This window comes from Streptomyces sp. NBC_01716, assembly GCF_036248275.1.
GTDB lineage: Bacteria > Actinomycetota > Actinomycetes > Streptomycetales > Streptomycetaceae > Streptomyces.
On the sequence record NZ_CP109181.1, the window covers coordinates 5,380,070 to 5,399,962 of the forward strand.

The window sequence follows — 19,893 nt, forward strand, 5'->3', positions numbered from 1 at the left end:
TTTGCCCGTTGGCAACAGTACGGAAGAGGCGCGTAGGGTCGCGGGGTGCTTGATACGACGCGCCTGACAGCCGCCGTGGACCGATTCGCCGACCGGCTGCGGGCAGCCCCGCAGAGCCGGCTTCAGCGCGGTGCCGCGGCCGAAGGGCTGGCTCTGGCCAGGGAATTGTCCGCCGCCGCCCAGCGCATCGAGGCCCCGGACGAGCCGCCGAGGATCATGCCGGACGCCGGCGTCTTCGTCGTCGCCGATCAACTCACGGTCGCGGCGGGTGACTTGGCCGAGGCATTGAGAACGGCCCCGTCCGTGGCGGAACTGGACGAGGCCGTGCGGGCTGTCGAGCGGGCCGTGACTAGAGCGAGGCTATGACCCGGTCGGCGAGGATGTAGATGTGGTCGTCGGCGGGGACGTCCTCGTCCGCCGTACCCGTGTTCTCCGCGCCCGTGCCGTCGCACGCGCCGGCGGGCACGCCGCAGGAGAAGGTGAGGGCGTACGCCCCCGAGATGCCCGAGCCGCCCAGCAGGAACGGCGTACCGCCGTCGCGCAGCGCGCCCGCGAGGCGTTCCGCGGTCTCGCGGTGGCCCGGGGTCATACAGAGCGTCGTACCGTCCGTGAAGACGTACACGTCCAGCGTGCCCAGCGGGCCGGGGCGGACGTCGGCCAGCGCGGTACGGGCGTCGGCCAGTTCTTCGAGCCGGGCGACCGTGCGCTCGTGGTCGGTGACGACCGGCGTGCGGACCGGCACGAAGTCCGGGTGCGAGGGGTGCCTGCGGCGGGCGGCGGCCAGCTCCGGGGAGTCCTCGGCGAATTCACCGACCTCGCTGACCTCACTCACCTCGCTCAGCGAGGGCAGTCCGTCGAAGTTCCCGTACTCCGCGAGCTCTTCCAGGTCGTCGTACTCACCGAGCTCGGCGGCGTCGGCGCTGTCGGCCGGCTCGCCCAGTTCGGCGCGCTCGCGCAGCTCGGCGAGTTCCGCCAGCTCCGCGAGGTCGTCGTAGTCGTCGTCGGCGGCACGGCGGGCGCGGTCGGCGCGGTCGAGGGCGTCCAGGTCCAGCGCCTCCAGGCCCACGAAGTCGGTCTGGCGCGGTACGTAGAACGGACCGTCGTCGGCGCCGGGACCGGTGAGGCCGCTCAGCAGCGACGGCGAGTCGGACGCGTCGCGGGCCTCCTGCGCGGCCCAGAAGGCACGCGCCTCGGCCAGCTCGCGCTCGCGCTCCTCGGCCAGGGCCTCGGCGACGGCGAGGCGTATGTCCTCGGTGGAGGCGCCGGCGGCCGGAGCCGAGTCACCGCAGCGTGCCTGCGGTACGGCGGCGCCGTGGCCGCTCTGGCCGGCCAGGGACAGTTCGCCGCGCAGGGCGGTGACCTCTCGGCGCAGCCCATGTGCGGCGTGCAGGGCGGCGACGCCCACGGCCGTGGCGGCGGCCGTGGTGAGCAGCAGGGCAATAGACATGGCGCTCACTGACTTACTCCCGGTCTTCAATGGTCCCCCGACTTCCTACATCAGCTTGTCGTGGGGGCGCGCACGTCGGCAGTGCATTACGTCATGAATTGGACAGGTCTTTCGACCTTACGATCAGCCCCATTACCGCCGCGACCAGCGTAAATGGGTCTCCCCCAGCAGGTAGGTCACATCCTGGGGGAGATTGAGTCACGACTGGGGCTCGACCGGGTTCGGCTCAGCCGCCCGGTCTCTTCGGCCGCGTTCGCTTGGCCACCGCGGATGGCAGGTGCCGCCCTCGTACCTCGGGCCGCCCCTGCCCTCAGCTCCGGCTCAGCTCAGCCGCTCGATGACCATCGCCATGCCCTGGCCACCGCCGACGCACATGGTCTCCAGACCGAACTGCTTGTCGTGGAACTGGAGCCCGTTGATCAGCGTTCCCGTGATTCTCGCGCCCGTCATACCGAAGGGGTGGCCGACCGCGATGGCACCGCCGTTCACGTTCAGCTTGTCCAGGTCGACGCCCAGAGCCTGGTAGGAGGGGATGACCTGGGCCGCGAACGCCTCGTTGATCTCCACCAGGTCGATGTCGCCGATGCCCAGGCCCGCGCGGCCGAGCGCCTGCTTGCTGGCCTCGACCGGACCGTACCCCATGATCTCCGGCGAGAGGGCGGAGACCCCGGTGGAGACGATCCGGGCCAGCGGGGTCAGGCCCAGCTCGCGCGCCTTGGTGTCCGACATGATCACGAGCGCCGCGGCGCCGTCGTTGAGCGGGCAGCAGTTGCCGGCCGTGACCAGGCCGTCCGGGCGGAAGACGGGCTTGAGGCCCTGGGTGCCCTCCAGGGTGACGCCGGCGCGGGGGCCGTCGTCCTTGGCGACCACCGTGCCGTCGGGGGTCGTGACGGGGGTGATCTCGCGCTCCCAGAAGCCGTTCTTGATGGCTTCCTCGGCGAGATTCTGCGACCGCACGCCGAACTCGTCCATCTCCAGGCGCGTGATGCCCTTGAGACGCGCCAGATTCTCGGCGGTCTGGCCCATCGCGATGTACGCGTCGGGGACCAGACCGTCCTCGCGGGGGTCGTGCCAGCCGGCGCCCTCGGATGCCGCGACGTCGGCGGTACGGGCCTCGGCGTCGGCGAAGACCGGGTTGTGGGTGCCGGGCATGCCGTCGCTGGAGCCGTTGACGGAGCGGGACACCATCTCGACACCGGCCGAGATGAAGACGTCGCCCTCGCCCGCCTTGATGGCGTGCAGCGCCATGCGGGAGGTCTGGAGCGAGGACGAACAGTAGCGGGTGACGGTGCAGCCGGGCAGATGGTCCATCCCCATCTGTACGGCGACGATCCGGCCCAGGTTGTGGCCCTGCTCGCCGCCCGGGAGACCGCAGCCGAGCATCAGGTCGTCGATGTCGCGCGGGTCGAGCTCGGGGATCTTCGCTAGTGCGGCCTGGATGATCGTGGCGGTCAGGTCGTCGGGCCGCAGCTCCTTCAGGGAGCCCTTGAAAGCCCGCCCGATGGGGGAGCGGGCGGCAGAGACGATCACGGCTTCGGGCATCACGGCTCCAGTGGCGCGGGTGCGGTACGGCGGAAGTGCCGTCTGGTGAAGTTACCCGCACGTACTGCGCGGGTCACCGGGCTGTACGTGTGACGAGGACCGCAGCGTGGCACGCCGGAAGCTGCTAAGCAAGCGCTCAGAACGGCCGCCTCGGGGGTTCAGGTGCGGTGGGCCTGTTCCTTTGGGGTGGGTGGGGGGGACGCCGGTTCTGTCTGGGTCGGTTCCGGTGCCGGCAGGCGCCTGCGCCTGCGGTGCTTGAGCAGGGCCCACGGCGCCCGCGCGCCCGTGACCTCCGTGCCCGCCTCGGCCGCAGCCGCCGACGCCGCCTTCGCCACCGTCAGCATGTCCTCGTCGCGCGCCGAGTCCAGATGGTCCGTCTCCGGCCACAGGCCCAGTACGGCGCAGAGCGTCGGCAGGACGGCCATCGCGGCCGTCGCGTACCCCTCCGCCGACGGGTGGTAGTTGTCGGCGCCGAACATCTCACGGGGATTCGCCTCGAACTCCGGCCCCAGGAGGTCGCCTAGCGAGACCGTACGGCTGCCCTGCTCGACCGCCACGATCGTCTGGGCCGCCGCCAGCTGCCTGCTCACGCGGCGGGCCAGCCAGCGCAGCGGCTGGTACACCGGCTCGATCGTCCCCAGGTCGGGACAGGTGCCGACGACGACCTCCGAGCCCGCCGTCCGCAGCCGTCGTACCGCCGCCGCGAGATAGCGGACCGAGGCGGTGGCCGACATGCGATGAGTGACATCGTTCGCGCCGATCATGATCACGCAGACGTCCGGGGCCGGGAACGCGTCCGAGAGCAGCAGCGTCACCTGCCGTTCCAGATCGTCCGACTGCGCGCCGGGCAGCGCCACGTTCCGCAGGTCCACCGGCCGCTCCGCCACCGCCGCCAGGCCCGACGCGAGCAGCGCCCCCGGTGTCTGGCCCGCCCGCCGCACGCCCTGCCCCGCCGCCGTGGAGTCGCCGAGGATGCCCATTCGCAGCGGGTCGGTGTGCCCGTAGACCAGCCCGTACCAACCGTTGCCCCGGGGCGGGATCGGTGCCCTGCCGCCGCCGACCGACCGCTTCGCCAGCTGGACCTCGGCCAGGACGAGCCCCACTCCGGCCGCTCCGATCAGACCGACGCTCCCACCGCCGTAGGCCGCGCCCGCCGCGATCCGCCGTGCCACTCTCGCTCTCGACACAGTCCGGGTCACCTCCCTGTAGCCGTTCACACGCTGTAGCCATTCACACACCGCAATAAGACCAGCAAGAGGTAATTGCCCCGTAACGGCCGTGGCCCAATCTCTTACGGCTGCGCATACGCTGGCCGGACCATCACGGAGACCCCGGAGACAACGGTGCAATTCCACGACTCGATGATCAGTCTGGTTGGCAATACCCCGCTGCTGAAGCTGGGCAATGTGACCTCGGGCATTCAGGCGACAGTTCTTGCCAAGGTCGAATACTTCAATCCGGGCGGTTCGGTGAAGGACCGTATCGCCCTGCGCATGATCGAGGCCGCGGAGGAGAGCGGCGAACTCCGCCCCGGCGGCACGATCGTCGAACCGACGAGCGGCAACACCGGCGTCGGACTCGCGATCGTGGCCCAGCAGAAGGGCTACCACTGCATTTTCGTCTGCCCCGACAAAGTCTCCACGGACAAGATCAATGTGCTGCGGGCGTACGGCGCGGACGTCGTCGTGTGCCCCACGGCGGTCGACCCCGAGCACCCCGACTCGTACTACAACGTCTCCGACCGGCTGGTGCGCGAGACGCCGGGCGCCTGGAAGCCGGACCAGTACAGCAACCCGAACAATCCGCGCTCGCACTACGAGACCACCGGTCCCGAGCTGTGGGAGCAGACGGACGGGCGGATCACCCACTTCGTCGCCGGCGTCGGCACGGGCGGCACGATCAGCGGCACCGGCCGTTATCTGAAGGAGGTCAGCGACGGGCGAGTCAAGATCGTCGGCGCCGACCCCGAGGGCTCCGTCTACTCGGGCGGCTCGGGCCGCCCGTACCTGGTCGAGGGCGTCGGTGAGGACTTCTGGCCGAGCGCGTACGACCGGACCGTCACGGACGAGATCGTGGCCGTGTCCGACAAGGACTCCTTCCAGATGACCAGGCGCCTCGCCAAGGAGGAGGGCCTGCTGGTCGGCGGGTCCTGCGGCATGGCGGTCGTGGCCGCGCTGCGGGTCGCCGAGGGGCTCGGCCCGGACGACGTGGTGGTCGTCCTGCTGCCCGACAGCGGCCGGGGTTATCTCAGCAAGATCTTCAACGACGAGTGGATGAACGACTACGGCTTCCTGGAGCAGGCCGGGGACGCCCCGCGCGTCGGTGACGTCCTGCGGTACAAGGAGGGCGGCGCCCTGCCCTCGCTCGTTCATATGCACCCCGAGGAGACGGTCGGCGAGGCGATCGAGGTCCTGCGCGAGTACGGCGTCTCGCAGATGCCGATCGTGAAGCCCGGCGCCGGGCACCCGGACGTCATGGCGGCCGAGGTCATCGGGTCCGTCGTGGAGCGCGAACTGCTCGACGCGCTCTTCGGCCGGCGCGCCTCGCTCGGCGACCCTCTGGAGAAGCACATGTCGGGGCCGCTGCCGCAGGTCGGCTCCGGCGAGCCGGTGGCCGACCTGATGACCGCGCTGAGCGGTGCCAACGCGGCCGCCGCCGCGATCGTGCTGGTGGAGGGCAAGCCGACGGGCGTGGTGAGCAGGCAGGACCTGCTCGCGTTCCTCGCGAAGGAAGCCAAGTAGGCGGTCAACCGGGCCTGCCGGGACGGGCCGTGCGGCCCTTCGCGGAAGTGGTACCAGCGCGACATCTACGCGCAGCACGCGCTTAACACGGCTCGGCCACACTGGTTGTTGTCGGCGTCAGTGACCTCCGGAGCGGCTCCCGGACCCACATGGACGCCAGGACACGGTGCCGGTACTGACCCGGCCCGGGTCCCTCGCGGGGACCGCCGTCGTCCCGCCCTCCGGAAACGGGGGTGCGGCGGTTCCCGCGACTTATCCGTACCACCGGGCTTCGCCCCACCCCACCACGTGCCACGTCGGCCGGTCCGCCCGCGGACCGGCCGACGTGCGTGCGTGCGGCGTCAGTCCTCCCAGTCGGACGACTGCTTCGACCCGCGCGAACGCCGGCGCGCCCAGGGCACACCACCGGCCGCCTGCGCCACATTCACGCCGACGATGCCGAGCCAGGCCACGCAGAGCCCGGCGAAGTCCGCCTGCACCACGCCGATCGCGGAGATCGGGATGGAGAGCACGAGCGAGATGACGCCGAAGCCGTACCGCTCGGCGAACGACTCCTCCGTACTGGGCGGTCGGGCGCCCCGTGCGACGACCATCTGCTGTTCGGCGAGCTGACGGCGGACACGACGGTCGGTCGTGTGGTCGAGGCGCTGATCGAGCTTCTCCAGGAAGGACTCGATGAGCGCGGACTCGTACTCGGGCCCCAGCTCTCTGCGGGCCTGAAGGGTGGCGTCGAGCTCCTTCTTGAGCTCAGGGTCGCGGGCTTCCATGGCGACAACGGTACGAAGACGGCGCCCCACGGGCAGTGGGGCTATCCCCCCTCTTTACCTCGGGGGCGCCTCAGGGTCCCCTCTGCTTCCCGCCGGGAGGTGTTCGCTGCGCCCCCGGTTGAGATGATCGCTAATCTCATGACATGAGCAATGGCCCGGCCAGGGACACCCGACGGTGCGCGCCTCTCGTCGTCCTCGACGGCCAGAGCCTCCCTGTCGCCGACATCGTCCGGCTGGCCGACGGAACCGCCCGCCCCGTCCCCGGCACCGACGCCATGAAACGCGTCGAGCGGTCCTGGCACACCGCGCGCGAACTCGCCGCATCCGGCCGCGTCTACGGCCGCTCCACCGGCGTCGGCGCGAACCGCACCGAGACCGTCCCCTCCGACACCGCCGCCGACCACGGCCTGCGCCTGCTGCGCAGCCACGCGGGCGCGATCGGCCGCCCCCTGCCGGCCCGCGAGGTTCGCGCCATGCTCGCCGTGCGGGCCAACCAACTCCTCGCCGGCGGCGCCGGACTGCGCCCCACCGTCATCACCGCCCTCTGCGACGCCCTGACCGCCGGCGCGCACCCCGTCGTCAACGAGTTCGGCTCGGTCGGCACCGGTGACATCGCCGCCCTCTCCCAGCTGGGCCTTGCCCTCGTGGGCGAACACCCCTGGCAGGGCGGCCGGCCGCCCGAGTCCGCGCCCCTCGACAACAACGACGCCCTCGCCCTCATCAGCAGCAACGCCCTGACGCTCGGTCAGGCAGCCCTGGCACTCGACGAGTTGGGTCGGCTCATCGCGGCCACCGAACTCGTGGCCGGGCTCTCGCTGCTCGCCGTGGACGGCAGTTACGAGGCGTACGCCGAACCGGTCCACGCCGCGCGCCCGCACCCCGGCTCGTACACCGTCGCCACCCGGATGCGGCACATCCTCGGCGCCCCCGAACGCCCCACCCCACCGCTCGGCCGCATCCAGGACCCGTACGGCTTCCGCTGCGTCCCCCAGGTCCACGGACCGGCACGGGACGCCGCCCGCGCGCTGGAGAGCGCGCTCGCCGTCGAGATCAACTCCGCCGCCGAGAACCCCCTGATCTGTCCGGGCACCGACGCCGACCTGGCGCCCGCCGCGTACCACCACGGCGGCTTCTACCTCGCCCAACTGGCCCTGGCGCTCGACCACTTCAGGCTCGCCGTCGTGCAGACCGCGCGGCTGTCCACCTCCCGGCTCTCCGCGCTGAACGAACCGGCCCTCACCCGGCTGCGGCCCTTCCTCGCCGACGCCGAGCCGGCCAGTTCCGGCGTGATGATCCTGGAGTACGCGGCCGGGGCCGCCCTCGGCGACCTGCGCGCCTTCTCCGCGCCGGCCTCGCTCGGCCACGCGGTACTGTCCCGTGGCGTGGAGGAGCAGGCCAGCTTCGCCTCGCTGGCCGCCCGCCAGACACTGCGGGCGTGCGAGCCCTACCGTCTGGTCGTCGGCTGCGAACTCGTCGCCGCCGTAAGGGCGTTGCGCCAGCGCGGCCTCAGGCCCGAGGCCGGACTGCCCGTCGGCAGAGTCTTCGCCCTGGCCGAGTCCGTACTGGACGCGGAGGTCGCCGACCGGCCGCTGACCGATGATGTGACGGGAGCGGCGCGGCTGCTCGACCAACTCGCCGCCACGGCTGACGACATGACACGTACGGGCCCGGTGGGTGGCACCGGCACGGCAGGTACGACGAGGGGGAACGCGTGAGCGACAGTCCGGCCGCCCGGCTCCAGGAGCTCTTCGAGGGCCACCGGCTCACGCCCACCCAGCGGCGTATCGCGCACAGCATGGTGCGCAGGGCCGCCGACGCGCCGTTCCTGTCCAGTGTCGAGCTGGCGGAACTCGCCGGGGTCAGCCAGCCATCGGTGACACGCTTCGCCGTCGCGCTCGGCTTCGACGGCTACCCGGCGCTGCGCAGGCACCTGCGGGACGTCGCGCCCGCGGGCCAGGGCGCGGGCGAGTCCGCGTACAACGAGTACCAGCAGGCCGTGCACGCCGAGTTGGAGAATCTGCGGCAGCTGGCCGACCTGCTCGCCGACCCGGGGCCCGTCGAGCGGGCGGGCCGCGTACTCGCCGCGTCCACCCCGCTGCTCGTCCTCGGTCTGCGCGCCGCCTCCGCCCAGGCCAAGGGCTTCGCCTACTTCGCCGCCAAGGTCCACCCCGACATCCGGCTCCTCGATGAGGGCGGCACGATGCTCGCCGACCGGGTCGACACGGCGCGCCGCGCGGGCGCGAGCGCCCTGCTCTGCTTCGCGCTGCCGCGCCATCCCAAGGAGGTCGTGGAGGCGCTGGACTACGCGCGCGAGGCGGGGCTGTTCGTGGTCACGGTCGCCGACTCGGCCTTCGCGCCCGTCGCCGCCCACAGCGACCTGCTGATCCCGGCGGCCGTCGGCACGGGCCTCGCTTTCGACACGGCGTGCGCGCCGATGCTCCTGGGCCGGGTGCTGCTGGAGGCGATGTGCGACGACCTGCCGGACGCGCAGGCGCGCCTGGAGGAGTTCGACGGGCGGGCCGCGGCCCGGGGCCTCTTCGTCGAATGAGTTCGCCCGTTCTCAGGAAAAGCTCAGGAAACACCATTAATCTGCCCGCCAAAACTTCTGTGAAGAGGAGGCGGCCGTGGGACGCGGAGGGCAGCAGTCGCTGGCGCGGGTGGCGGTGATCGTCAGGGCCGGTGCGGCCCCGATGTGGTGGCTGGGGGTCGTGGCGGCGGGGATCGGGGCGTTCATCCCCGGACTGACCGGCCGCCGGCCCGGGTTGTACGCGGGGGTGGCGCTGTTCGTCCTGAGCGCGGCGGCCGTCGCACTCGTGCGGCGACGGCGGTACGGCGGCTGGGGCGAAGCCACCTCGCGCGCGGGGAAGTTCGACTATCTCCAGGACCGCGCGGTGACGCTGCGGGTCTGGCGGCGTGCCCATGTGTGGTGGCTGGCGGGCGGGTTCATCGCGGCGGTGGGCCTCTCGTTCGCCGTACCGGTAGCGGGCGGCGCGGCCCTCGCGGGCGCGGGAGCCGGGCTGTGGCTCAAGGCCGTCCTGCTGGGCCGCGGTGAGCGCGCCGGCGGGGAACTGTTGTGGGTCCGTACCGACTGGGCCGGGCGCGGCAGCCCGGTCGGCAAGAAGGTCAAGGGCTTCCGTACGACCGGGCTGGAGGCGGGGGACGCCGCACCCGGCGGGGCGCGGCGGCCCCGCGAGAAGCAGGCCAGGCAGGCCAAGCAGCCCAGGCAGGCCAAGCAGGGCAAGAAGGCCAAGGCGGAACGGGCTCCCGTCTGACGTCCGTTGATCAGTCCCGTACGAGCGCGTCCGGATCCCCGCCGCCCGACTCGGCGACGATCTCCGCCACGGTCTGCGCAGGCCGTACGGTGGCGAACCGCACCGCTCCACCTGTCGCCGTGAACCCGTGGATGCCGGGCCGGGCCAGGCTGTTGTACGCGTAGTGGTTGGCGAAGTAGTACGCGCCGGTGTCCAGCGCCGCCACGACATCGCCCTGCGCCAGCAGCGGCAGGGGCCGGTCCGTGGCCAGCACGTCGCCCGCGAAACAGGCCGGGCCCGCGATGTCCTGGTTGACGTCGGGGCCGTCCTTGGGCCGGCCTTCGGCGTCGTACGCCGCGATGCGCAGCGGCCATGACTCCGGGTCGTAGACGGTCCGGGTGGCGATCTGCACGCCGGCGTGGGTGACGGCGATGGGCCGGCCGCCGGCGGACTTCGCGTACTCGACCCGGGCCAGGACCGTGCCGTGCTTGGCGAGCAGGGAGCGGCCGAACTCGGTGACGAGCCCGTAGCGGCCGTCGAACAGCCCGGGGACGGTGGCCTTCAGCAGCCTGGCGTACTCGGCGTAGGTGGGGGTCTGCTCGTCGGAGGAGAAGTTGACCGGGAGGCCGCCGCCGATGTCGATGGTGTCGACCTGCTGCCGGCCGGCCGCCGCGTTGATCTCCTCGGCCAGTTCGTGGACCGTCCGGACGCCCTCCGCCATGAGGGCGAACGGCACGCCCTGGGAGCCGGAATGGGTGTGCAGCCGGGTCAGCCAGGGCCGGTCCAGGAAGGCCCGGACGACCCGGGCACGGGCGCCCTCGTCGCGCAGCGCGACGCCGAACTTGGACGTGGCCGTCGCCGTCGACAGGGCGCCGATGGAGCCGCTGCCGGTCTGCGGGTTGACCCGTAGACCGATCGGGGAGCGGGTGGGCGCCGAGTGCACGAGCGCGTCGAGGCGGGTGAGCTCCTGGGGGTTGTCGGCGTTGACCGCGATGCCCAGGGCGAGGGCCTCGCGCAGTTCGGCGCCCGTCTTGGCGGGGGAGTCCAGGACGGTGCGGCCGGGCGGGATACCGGCGGCGCGCGCGATGCCCAATTCGCCGGGGCTCGCGACCTCGGCGCCGACGCCCTCGTCGCGCAGCAGGCGCACGACGGGTACGAGGGGCGCGGCCTTGACGGCGAAGGTGTGCAGGACGCGGGTGTCCGGGGTGGTGACGGCGGCGAAGGCGGCGTGCAGCGCGGCGACGGAGGCGCGGATACCCGCCACGTCGAGGAGGGCGGCGATCGGGGCCGCCTCGGTGAGCAGCCCCTGCCCGACGGCCGCCCGTACGGCGAGATCGCGCCGGTCGGCGGCCTCCCTCGCCGACTCGGGTGTCGCGTAGCCGGTGCCGTTGTCTTCGCCTGTCTGGTGGGCCGTGCCGGTGTCCTCGATCATGTGTGTCAGCCAATCATCCGGCCGCCGGTTGCTCCACTGTTGACTACATCTATTCAGGCGCCGAGTATGTGAATAGATCGGCCAACAGTGGAGCAGTGACGGAGGAGGCACCCGCCATGTCAGGACCCCGACCCGTACGGGCACCGCGCGGTACGGAACTGAGCGCCCTGGGATGGCAGCAGGAAGCCGCCCTCCGCATGCTCCAGAACAACCTTGATCCCGAGGTCGCCGAACACCCCGACCAGCTCGTCGTCTACGGCGGCACGGGCAGGGCCGCGCGCGACTGGCGCTCCTTCGACGCGATGACACGCACGCTGCGGACGCTGAAACAGGACGAGACGATGCTCGTCCAGTCCGGCCGCCCGGTGGGGGTGATGCAGACCCACGAGTGGGCGCCGCGCGTACTGATCGCCAACTCGAACCTGGTCGGCGACTGGGCCAACTGGGAGGAGTTCCGCCGCCTGGAACAGCTCGGCCTCACCATGTACGGCCAGATGACCGCCGGCTCCTGGATCTACATCGGCACGCAGGGCATCCTCCAGGGCACGTACGAGACGTTCGCCGCCGTCGCCGCGAAGCGGTTCGGCGGCACCCTCGCCGGGACCATCACCCTCACCGCCGGGCTGGGCGGGATGGGCGGCGCGCAGCCGCTGGCTGTGACCATGAACGACGGGGTCGCGATCTGTATCGACTGCGACCCGCGCGCGATCGACCGCCGCATCGAGCACCGCTTCCTGGACGTGCGTGCCGACTCCCTGGAACACGCGCTCCAGCTCGCCACCGAGGCCCGCGACGCGCGCCGGCCCCTGTCGATCGGGCTGCTCGGCAACGCGGCGGAGCTGCTGCCCCGGATGCTCGCCGATGGCGCGCCGATCGACATCGTCACCGACCAGACGTCGGCGCACGACCCGCTGGCGTATCTGCCGCTGGGCGTCGACTTCGACGACATGGCGTCGTACGCCGCCGAGAAGCCGGCCGACTTCACGCTCCGCGCCCGCGAGTCCATGGCGCGGCACGTGGAGGCGATGGTCGGCTTCATGGACGCGGGCGCCGAGGTCTTCGACTACGGAAACTCCATCCGGGGCGAGGCCCAACTGGCGGGCTACGACCGGGCGTTCGCCTTCCCCGGCTTCGTACCGGCCTATATCCGCCCGCTGTTCTGCGAGGGCCGGGGCCCGTTCCGCTGGGCGGCGCTGTCCGGCGAGGCGTCGGACATCCACAAGACGGACCGGGCGATCCTGGAGCTGTTCCCCGAGGACGACTCGCTCCAGAACGCCTCGCTGCACCGCTGGATCAAGATGGCCGGCGAACGCGTCCACTTCCAGGGCCTGCCCGCCCGCATCTGCTGGCTCGGCTACGGCGAGCGGGACAAGGCGGGCGAGCGCTTCAACGACATGGTGGCGAGCGGTGAACTCGCCGCGCCGGTCGTCATCGGCCGCGACCACCTGGACGCCGGTTCGGTGGCGTCCCCGTACCGCGAGACCGAGGCGATGCTCGACGGCTCGGACGCCATCGCCGACTGGCCGCTGCTGAACGCCATGGTCAACGTCGCCTCCGGCGCGACCTGGGTCTCGATCCACCACGGCGGCGGCGTCGGCATGGGCCGCTCGATCCACGCGGGCCAGGTGACGGTCGCGGACGGCACGGCGCTGGCGGCCGAGAAGATCCGCCGCGTCCTGACGAACGACCCGGGCATGGGCGTCATCCGCCACGTCGACGCGGGCTACGACACGGCGACGACGGTCGCCACGGAGCGCGGCGTCCGCATCCCGATGCGGGAGAGCGAGTGACCTCCGCCGGCGGTCCGGGCCCTGTGCGTAGGGCGGGCAGCGCTCCGGGCGAGACCGCGAGGCCGGCCGCGCCCGTGAGGGCGGCGCGGCCCGGCCGGGCGGTGGGTGGCGCCCCGGCCCCGGCCCCGGGCGACCGCCCCGGCGGGCAGGCGGTCCCGCCGAACGCTTCGGGCGAAGCCGCCGACGAGGTGGGCGGGGCCGCGCGTCCGCCCGCCCCGGCGGTGGACGGTGCGCGGCCACCGGTCGGCGCTGGGGCGGCTCCCCCCGGCGCTTCGGGCGAGGCACCCGCCGGCCCCGGACGGGCCCCGGCCCAGGCCGGCGGTGGCCCAGGTCCCGGTGTTGTCTCCTTTCAGGAGATGTGGCGGGAGCTCGCTCCCATCGGGCGGGACTCCGGTAGCCGTGGGTATCGGCGGTACGCCTGGACCGGGGCCGATCTGGAGTGCCGGGACTGGTTCCGGGCGCAGGCCGAGGCGCGCGGGCTGGCGTACGAGAGCGACCGGAACGGGAATCAGTGGGCCTGGCTCGGCGACCCCGGCGCCGGGGACGCCGTCGTCATCGGGTCGCATCTGGACTCCGTGCCCGACGGCGGCGCCTTCGACGGGCCGCTCGGCGTAGTGTCCTCCTTCGCCGCGCTCGACGAACTGCGCCGCAGAGGAGTCGAGTTCACCAGACCCGTCGCTATCACCAACTTCGGTGACGAGGAGGGCGCCCGGTTCGGGCTCGCCTGTGTCGGCTCCCGGCTCACCGCCGGGCAGCTCGGTGTCGCGCAGGCGCACGCCCTGCGCGACGGGGACGGCGTCCCGCTGCCGCGCGCCATGGAGGCGGCCGGATACGACCCGGACGCCATCGGGCCCGACCCCGAACGCCTCGCCCGCATCGGCGCGTTCGTCGAACTGCACGTCGAGCAGGGGCGCGCGCTCGACCTGACCGGTGACCCCGTCGGTATCGCCTCCTCCATCTGGCCCCACGGCCGCTGGCGCTTCGACTTCCACGGCGAGGCCAACCACGCCGGCACCACCCGCCTCGCGGACCGCCGCGACCCGATGCTCACCTACGCCGAGACCGTCCTCGCCGCCCGCCGCGAGGCGGCACTCGCCGGTGCACTCGCCACCTTCGGCAAGATCGCCGTCGAACCCAACGGCGTGAACGCCATCCCCTCCCTCGTACGCGGCTGGCTCGACTCCCGCGCCGCCGACCAGGCCACCCTGGACACCCTCGTCACCGCGATCGAGGCGGCGGCCCACGAGCACGCCGAGCGCGCGGGCATCGATCTGCGGGTCGTACGGGAGTCCTTCACGCCCGTGGTCGAGTTCGCCCACGGCCTGCGCGACGAGGTCGGCAGGATCCTCGGCGGCAAGCTGCCCGTGCTCGGCACCGGCGCCGGTCATGACGCGGGTATTTTGTCCGGATCCATTCCGACCGCCATGCTGTTCGTACGGAACCCCACCGGCGTCTCGCACTCCCCGGCCGAGTTCGCGGCCGAGGACGACTGCGTGGCCGGTGTCCTCGCACTCGCCGACGTACTGGAAGGGCTGGCGTGCACGTGACGACGTACTGGCTGGAACACGCCTGGCTCGACACCCACGTCGAACCGGCCGTGACCGTGACGGTCGAGGACGGCCGTATCACCGACGTCCGTACGGGGGACGACACCCCGCCCGCCGGTGCCACGGCCCTGCGCGGCCTCACCCTCCCCGGCCTGGCCAACACCCACTCGCACGCCTTCCACCGGGCGCTGCGCGGCAAGGTCCAGGTCGGCTCCGGCACCTTCTGGACCTGGCGCGAGATGATGTATCAGGTCGCCTCCCGCCTCACCCCCGACACCTACCACGCGCTCGCCCGCGCCGTGTACGCCGAGATGGCACTGGCCGGCATCACCTCCGTCGGTGAATTCCACTATCTGCATCACGCTCCTGGCGGAACGCCCTACGACAATCCCAACGCGATGGGCGAGGCGCTGATCGCCGCCGCCGACGAGGCCGGGATCCGGATCACCCTCCTGGACACCGCCTATCTCTCCTCCGGCATCTCCAAGCGGCGCGGCGGCAAGCCCCCGGACCGCCACCAGGTCCGCTTCTCCGACGGCACCGCGCACGGCTGGGCGGAGCGCGTGTCCGCCCTCCACGACCGGTATCCCAAGGACGACGACCATGTGCGGATCGGCGCTGCCGTCCACTCCGTACGCGCCGTGCCCGCCGAGCAGCTGTCGACCGTCGCCGAATGGGCCGAGGCCCGGCAGTCCCCGCTCCATGTCCATCTCTCCGAACAGACCGCCGAGAACGACGCCTGCCTCGCCACCCACGACCGCACCCCCGCCCAGCTCCTGGCCGACCACGGGGTCCTCGGCCCCCGCACCACCGGCGTCCACAACACCCACCTCACCGACCAGGACATCGCCCTGCTGGGCTCCTCCCGCACCGGCACCTGCATGTGCCCCACCACCGAACGCGACCTCGCCGACGGCATCGGCCCCGCCGCGCGGCTCCAGCTCGCGGGCTCGCCCCTGTCGCTGGGCAGCGACAGCCACGCCGTGATCGACATCTTCGAAGAGGCCCGCGCCATGGAGCTCAACGAGCGGCTGCGCACCCGCGCCCGGGGCCACTGGACGGCCGCCGCGCTCCTCTCCGCCGCCACGGCCGACGGCCACGCGGCCCTCGGCAGGCCCGAGGCCGGCCGGATCGAGCGGGGCGCGCTCGCCGACCTCGTCACCGTCGCCCTGGACTCCGTCAGAACAGCGGGACAGGTACCGAGGCTGGGCGCCGAGACGGCCGTATTCGCCGCGACATCCGCGGACGTACGTCACACGATCGTGGGCGGTCGCCAGCTCGTACGGGACGGGGAGCACACCCTGATCCCCGACGTGCCCGGAGCCCTCGCCCGGTCCATCGCGGCCGCACGCGGCTGAAGGAGAGCGCGCCCACCATGACGCCGACCGACATTCCCGCCAGCACGACCCCCGGCACGCCCGTCCAGCCGAGCGCCCCCACGGCCGCCCCCACCACAGCCATCACCAACATCGCCGCTCTGGTCACCAACGACCCCTCCCTCGGTGACGGATCCCCCATCGGTCTGATCCAGGACGCGGCCGTCGTCATCGGCGGCGACCGCGTCGTCTGGGTCGGTGAATCAAGCAAAGCACCCGCCACTGACAACGCCGTCGACGCCGGCGGCCGGGCGGTCGTCCCCGGCTTCGTCGACTCCCACTCCCACCTCGTCTTCGCGGGCGACCGCACCCAGGAGTTCAACGCCCGCATGTCGGGCCGCCCCTACTCCGCAGGCGGCATCCGCACCACCGTCGCCGCGACCCGTGCCGCCACCGACGACGAGCTGAGCGCCAACGTCGCCAAGTACCTCGCCGAAGGCCTCCGCCAGGGCACCACCACCCAGGAGACCAAGTCCGGCTACGGCCTCACCGTCACCGACGAGGCGCGCGCGCTGCGCGTCGCGGCCCGGCACACGGACGAGGTCACCTACCTCGGCGCCCACATCGTCGCGCCCGAACTCGCCGACGACCCCGCCGCCTACGTCGACCTCGTCACCGGCGACATGCTCGACGCCTGTGCCCCGTACGCCCGCTGGATCGACGTCTTCTGCGAGAAGGGCGCCTTCGACGGCGACCAGGCGCGGGCGATCCTCACCGCGGGCCTGGCGAAGGGACTCCAACCACGGGTCCACGCGAACCAGTTGTCGTACGGCCCCGGCGTCCGGCTCGCCGTCGAACTGGACGCCGCGTCCGCCGACCACTGCACCCACCTCGCCGACGAGGACGTCGACGCGCTCGCCAACTCCCGTACGGTCGCGACGCTCCTGCCCGGCGCCGAGTTCTCCACCCGCGCCAACTGGCCCGACGCCCGCCGGCTGCTCGACGCGGGCGCCACCGTCGCGCTGTCCACCGACTGCAACCCCGGTTCGTCCTTCACCTCGTCGATGGCGTTCTGTGTCGCCCTCGCCGTACGCGACATGGGGATGACGCCCGACGAGGCGATCTGGTCGGCAACGGCGGGCGGCGCAGCCGCACTGCGCCGTACGGACGTCGGGCGCCTCACGCGCGGCGCCCGCGCCGACCTCGTCCTGCTCGACGCCCCGAGCCATGTCCATCTGGCCTACCGGCCGGGGGTGCCGCTGACCCGGGCGGTCTGGCGCGCCGGCGAACGCCTGCACTGACCGGCCGGGAAGAACGGCGAGGCGACCCGGACCGGGAAAGTACCGAACCCCGGCCGCGGGCAAGGGACTTGCCGCGCGGCCGGGGTCCGAGAGCGGACCGGGCGAGAGTGTTACGCGTTCACCGACCACTTCTGGTTGGCCGCGCCCGTGCATGTCCAGATCTGGGCCCGCGCCCCGTTCGCCGTCGAACTGCCGGTCACATCCATGCACTTGTCCGCCTGGATGTTCACGACATCGTTCGCGCCCGACACGGCCCAGCGCTGATTACCCGCGCCGTTGCAGTCCCAGAGCTGGAGCTGCGCGCCGTCGGCGGTGCTGTTGTCCTTCACGTCCAGGCACTTGCCGAGCGCCCGCAGCGAGTCGTTGGCGCCCCTGCTCCACTGCTGCGCGCCGGAGCCGTTGCAGTCGTAGAGCTGAACAGCCGTCCCGTTGGCGGAACTCGCGCCCGCCACGTCCAGGCACTTGCCGCCGATACCGGTGATCGAACCGCCGGTGCCCCCGCCGCCGTCCGTCGTGACCCGCACGTAGTCGACGGTCAGGGTGCTCGGGAAGGGCGTGCTGCTGTTGGGGTCGCCGGGCCAGTAGCCGCCGACCGCGAGGTTGAGGATCAGGAAGAACGGCTTGTTGAACACCCACTCCCGGCCGCCCAGATCGGCGGGCGTACGGGTCTGGAAGACGTTGCCGTCGACCGACCAGCGGATGGAGTTGGGCGACCAGTCGATCGCGAAGGTGTGGAAGGCGTCGGCGAACGCCTGGCCGCCGGGGAGGCTGTAGCCGGCGCCGATGCCGCCCGAGCCCGAGTAACCGGGGCCGTGCAGGGTGCCGTGGACCGTGTTCGGCTCGAAGCCGACGTTCTCCATGATGTCGATCTCGCCGCTGTTGGGCCAGCCGACGTCGCCCATGTTGTTGCCGAGCATCCAGAACGCGGGCCACATGCCCTGCCCGCGCGGGACCTTCATCCGCGCCTCGACGCGGCCGTACTGCGCGGTGAACTTGCCCGCCGTGTTGAGCCGGGCCGATGTGTACTCGCACCGGCCGTACCAGCACTGGTAGTTGCCGGGGTTGTCCTTGCGGGCGGTGATGACGAGATTGCCCTGGCCATCGAGGGCGGCGTTGTTGTTGCCGGCCGTGTAGTACTGCCGTTCATGGTTGTTGACGTTGTCGCCGGTCTCGATCTGCCATCTACTGCCGTTGACGGCTGATCCGGCGGGACCGTCGAAGTTCTCGTCGAACGTGACGGCTCTGGCCGCCTTCGTGCCGTTCGTGTCGTTCGTATCGCTCGCGGCACTGATGCGGGCTTCGGGGGAGGGCGTCGCCGCTCCGGAGGGCACGGCCGTGGCCACGCTCGTACAACAGAGAAGAGCCAGGGCGTACAGCGTCACACGACGCCGCAGGGGGGTTCGCACAGGTCATCACTTCACTTCTCATGGGGGCATGGGCATGACATGCAGTGCTTTAATTCAATACTTGATTTAAGGGGGGCCGGGAGGGGCCGTCAAGGAGTTGGTATGGACCAAAGTGAGACCGGCAGTCGCTGCACACTGTTGCCCACGAAGCTGGCGTGGCGCGGCAGTTCGGCCTCCGTGACCGCGACGTCAAGGTCCGGGAAGCGGGTGAACAGCCGTTCCAGCGCGATCGTCGCCTCCATCCGGGCCAGCGACGACCCCAGACAGAAGTGCGTGCCGTGCCCGAGCGAGAGATGGCGGGTGGTCGAGCCCGTGGCGTACCTGGTGACGTCGAAGACGTCCGCGTCGTCCCCGTGCGCGGCCTTGTCGCGGCCCGCCGCCGAGTAGCCCGCGAGCACCGGCGTACCCTGCGGGATCACCGTGCCGTCCACCGTCAGGTCCCGGGTCGGGTAGCGGAACGGGAAGAAGCTCACCGGGCTGTCCCAGCGCAGGGTCTCCTCGACCACGTCCGACCAGCTCGCCTTGCCGTGCAGGACCAGTTCGAGCTGGTCGCGGTTGCGGCACAGGGCGCGCACCGCGTTGGTGATCAGATTCAGCGTCGTCTCGTGCCCGGCGATGATCATCAGCAGCAGGGTGCCGATGAGTTCATGCCCGCTCAGCCGGTCGCCGTCCTCCTCGCGCGCCGCGATCAGCGCGCTGGTCAGGTCCTCGCCGGGGCTCTCGGTACGGGAGGCGGCCACCGCGCTCAGTACGGCCACGATGTCCCGGTTGGCGGCCATCGCGTCCTCGGGAGAGATGTCCGTCGCGACGATCTGGTTCGACAGATGGTGCAGCTGGTCCCGGAACTCCTCGCCCACGCCCAGCAGTTCGCAGATCACGCCCATCGGCAGCGGCAGCGCGAAGTCCGCGCGGAGATCGACGACGTGCGGTCCGGCCTGGCCGTCCTGGCCAGGACTGCCGGCCGCCGCGAGCCCGTCCAGCAGCTCCGCCGTCACCTCCTCCACCCGCCCGCGCAGCGCCTCCACCCGTCGCGACGTGAACGCCTTGCTCACCAGCGACCGCAGCCGCCGGTGGTCGTCGCCGTCCGCCGTCGTCATGCCTTGAACGGTCGCGAACGTCTTCAGCGGCCAGCCGTCGGGAATCCGCCCCTCCCGCAACGCCGTGAAGTGGGCGGCGCCCTTGGCGACATCGGGGTGCGACAGGAACTCCTTCAGCGCGTCGTGCCCGATGACGGCCATCGCCTCGACCTCGCCGGGCAGTACGACGGGGGCCACCGCGCCGCGCGCGAGCAGCCGGGCGTTGGCCGCGTGCGGACAGCCACCGGACGGGTCCATCCGGTGCGGGACATCGGCG

At 72.0% G+C, this 19,893-nt stretch carries 16 protein-coding genes; 9 read left to right on the top strand and 7 right to left on the bottom strand.

Annotated elements, in window-relative coordinates:
* The first annotated feature begins 45 nt into the window (after positions 1-45).
* The gene (locus OIE74_RS23770; RefSeq protein WP_329386888.1) at positions 46-366 is read left to right on the top strand and encodes a hypothetical protein; all 321 of its coding nucleotides are present in this window, start codon (positions 46-48) and stop codon (positions 364-366) included.
* On the opposite strand, the gene OIE74_RS23775 is transcribed toward OIE74_RS23770, so the two are convergent.
* The 3 genes from OIE74_RS23775 to OIE74_RS23785 form a co-directional block, all read right to left on the bottom strand.
* A complete protein-coding gene (locus OIE74_RS23775) occupies positions 350-1,447 on the bottom strand; it encodes a hypothetical protein (protein ID WP_329392407.1) in 1,098 nt (365 codons plus the stop codon). The two genes, OIE74_RS23770 and OIE74_RS23775, sit on opposite strands and share 17 nt — an antisense overlap.
* 321 nt (positions 1,448-1,768) lie before the next feature.
* Positions 1,769-2,989 carry an acetyl-CoA C-acetyltransferase gene (locus OIE74_RS23780; protein WP_329386890.1) on the bottom strand — a complete coding sequence of 407 codons (1,221 nt, stop codon included), beginning with the start codon at positions 2,987-2,989 and terminating at the stop codon, positions 1,769-1,771.
* Positions 2,990-3,147: 158 nt separating this feature from the next.
* Positions 3,148-4,161: an SGNH/GDSL hydrolase family protein gene (locus OIE74_RS23785; protein WP_329392408.1), complete on the bottom strand. Its 1,014-nt coding sequence runs from the start codon at positions 4,159-4,161 to the stop codon at positions 3,148-3,150.
* 171 nt (positions 4,162-4,332) lie between these two features.
* Here OIE74_RS23785 and OIE74_RS23790 point away from each other — a divergent pair, with 171 nt between their 5' ends.
* On the top strand, positions 4,333-5,730 hold the full coding sequence (locus OIE74_RS23790) for a cystathionine beta-synthase (RefSeq protein WP_329386892.1): 1,398 nt from the start codon (positions 4,333-4,335) through the stop codon (positions 5,728-5,730).
* Positions 5,731-6,071: 341 nt separating this feature from the next.
* Here the strand turns inward: OIE74_RS23790 and OIE74_RS23795 are convergent, their stop codons facing one another.
* Positions 6,072-6,497: a hypothetical protein gene (locus OIE74_RS23795; protein ID WP_329386894.1), complete on the bottom strand. Its 426-nt coding sequence runs from the start codon at positions 6,495-6,497 to the stop codon at positions 6,072-6,074.
* Positions 6,498-6,640: 143 nt separating this feature from the next.
* On the opposite strand from OIE74_RS23795, the gene OIE74_RS23800 reads away from it, so the two are divergent.
* The 3 genes from OIE74_RS23800 (at position 6,641) to OIE74_RS23810 (ending at position 9,769) form a co-directional block, all read left to right on the top strand.
* The gene (locus OIE74_RS23800) at positions 6,641-8,212 is read left to right on the top strand and encodes an aromatic amino acid ammonia-lyase (RefSeq protein ID WP_329386896.1); all 1,572 of its coding nucleotides are present in this window, start codon (positions 6,641-6,643) and stop codon (positions 8,210-8,212) included.
* Positions 8,209-9,045: a MurR/RpiR family transcriptional regulator gene (locus OIE74_RS23805; protein ID WP_329386898.1), complete on the top strand. Its 837-nt coding sequence runs from the start codon at positions 8,209-8,211 to the stop codon at positions 9,043-9,045. Before OIE74_RS23800 ends, OIE74_RS23805 begins: the two co-directional genes overlap by 4 nt.
* Before the next feature lie 76 nt (positions 9,046-9,121).
* Entirely contained in the window at positions 9,122-9,769 is a 648-nt protein-coding gene (locus OIE74_RS23810) for a hypothetical protein (protein ID WP_329386900.1), read from the top strand.
* Between the two features lie 10 nt (positions 9,770-9,779).
* On the opposite strand, the gene OIE74_RS23815 is transcribed toward OIE74_RS23810, so the two are convergent.
* Positions 9,780-11,180: a diaminopimelate decarboxylase gene (locus OIE74_RS23815; protein ID WP_329386902.1), complete on the bottom strand. Its 1,401-nt coding sequence runs from the start codon at positions 11,178-11,180 to the stop codon at positions 9,780-9,782.
* A 116-nt stretch (positions 11,181-11,296) separates the two neighbouring features.
* Between OIE74_RS23815 and hutU the strand changes: the two genes are divergently transcribed.
* From hutU to hutI, 4 genes are all read left to right on the top strand, one after another.
* On the top strand, positions 11,297-12,970 hold the full coding sequence (gene hutU, locus OIE74_RS23820; protein ID WP_329386904.1) for a urocanate hydratase: 1,674 nt from the start codon (positions 11,297-11,299) through the stop codon (positions 12,968-12,970).
* 356 nt (positions 12,971-13,326) lie between these two features.
* Positions 13,327-14,517, top strand: a complete 1,191-nt coding sequence (locus OIE74_RS23825) for an allantoate amidohydrolase (RefSeq protein ID WP_329386906.1) — start codon at positions 13,327-13,329, stop codon at positions 14,515-14,517.
* Complete coding sequence (locus tag OIE74_RS23830; RefSeq protein WP_329386908.1) at positions 14,508-15,875, top strand: formimidoylglutamate deiminase; 1,368 nt, start codon at positions 14,508-14,510, stop codon at positions 15,873-15,875. Before OIE74_RS23825 ends, OIE74_RS23830 begins: the two co-directional genes overlap by 10 nt.
* Before the next feature lie 17 nt (positions 15,876-15,892).
* Entirely contained in the window at positions 15,893-17,134 is a 1,242-nt protein-coding gene (gene hutI / locus OIE74_RS23835; protein ID WP_329386910.1) for an imidazolonepropionase, read from the top strand.
* Positions 17,135-17,244: 110 nt separating this feature from the next.
* Here hutI and OIE74_RS23840 read toward each other — a convergent pair whose 3' ends face one another.
* Together OIE74_RS23840 and OIE74_RS23845 are read right to left on the bottom strand one after the other, a co-directional pair.
* A complete protein-coding gene (locus OIE74_RS23840; protein WP_443076209.1) occupies positions 17,245-18,540 on the bottom strand; it encodes a family 16 glycosylhydrolase in 1,296 nt (431 codons plus the stop codon).
* A gap of 89 nt (positions 18,541-18,629) precedes the next feature.
* Entirely contained in the window at positions 18,630-19,874 is a 1,245-nt protein-coding gene (locus OIE74_RS23845) for a cytochrome P450 family protein (RefSeq protein WP_329392410.1), read from the bottom strand.
* Positions 19,875-19,893: the final 19 nt, after the last annotated feature.

Coding starts and splice junctions, on each gene's coding strand:
- OIE74_RS23800 (WP_329386896.1), top strand. CDS start 6,641: ATGAGCAATGGCCCGGCCAGGGACACCCGACGGTGCGCGCCTCTCGTC.
- OIE74_RS23775 (WP_329392407.1), bottom strand. CDS start 1,447: ATGTCTATTGCCCTGCTGCTCACCACGGCCGCCGCCACGGCCGTGGGC.
- OIE74_RS23815 (WP_329386902.1), bottom strand. CDS start 11,180: ATGATCGAGGACACCGGCACGGCCCACCAGACAGGCGAAGACAACGGC.
- OIE74_RS23795 (WP_329386894.1), bottom strand. CDS start 6,497: ATGGAAGCCCGCGACCCTGAGCTCAAGAAGGAGCTCGACGCCACCCTT.
- OIE74_RS23845 (WP_329392410.1), bottom strand. CDS start 19,874: ATGGACCCGTCCGGTGGCTGTCCGCACGCGGCCAACGCCCGGCTGCTC.
- OIE74_RS23780 (WP_329386890.1), bottom strand. CDS start 2,989: ATGCCCGAAGCCGTGATCGTCTCTGCCGCCCGCTCCCCCATCGGGCGG.
- hutU (WP_329386904.1), top strand. CDS start 11,297: ATGTCAGGACCCCGACCCGTACGGGCACCGCGCGGTACGGAACTGAGC.
- OIE74_RS23825 (WP_329386906.1), top strand. CDS start 13,327: ATGTGGCGGGAGCTCGCTCCCATCGGGCGGGACTCCGGTAGCCGTGGG.
- hutI (WP_329386910.1), top strand. CDS start 15,893: ATGACGCCGACCGACATTCCCGCCAGCACGACCCCCGGCACGCCCGTC.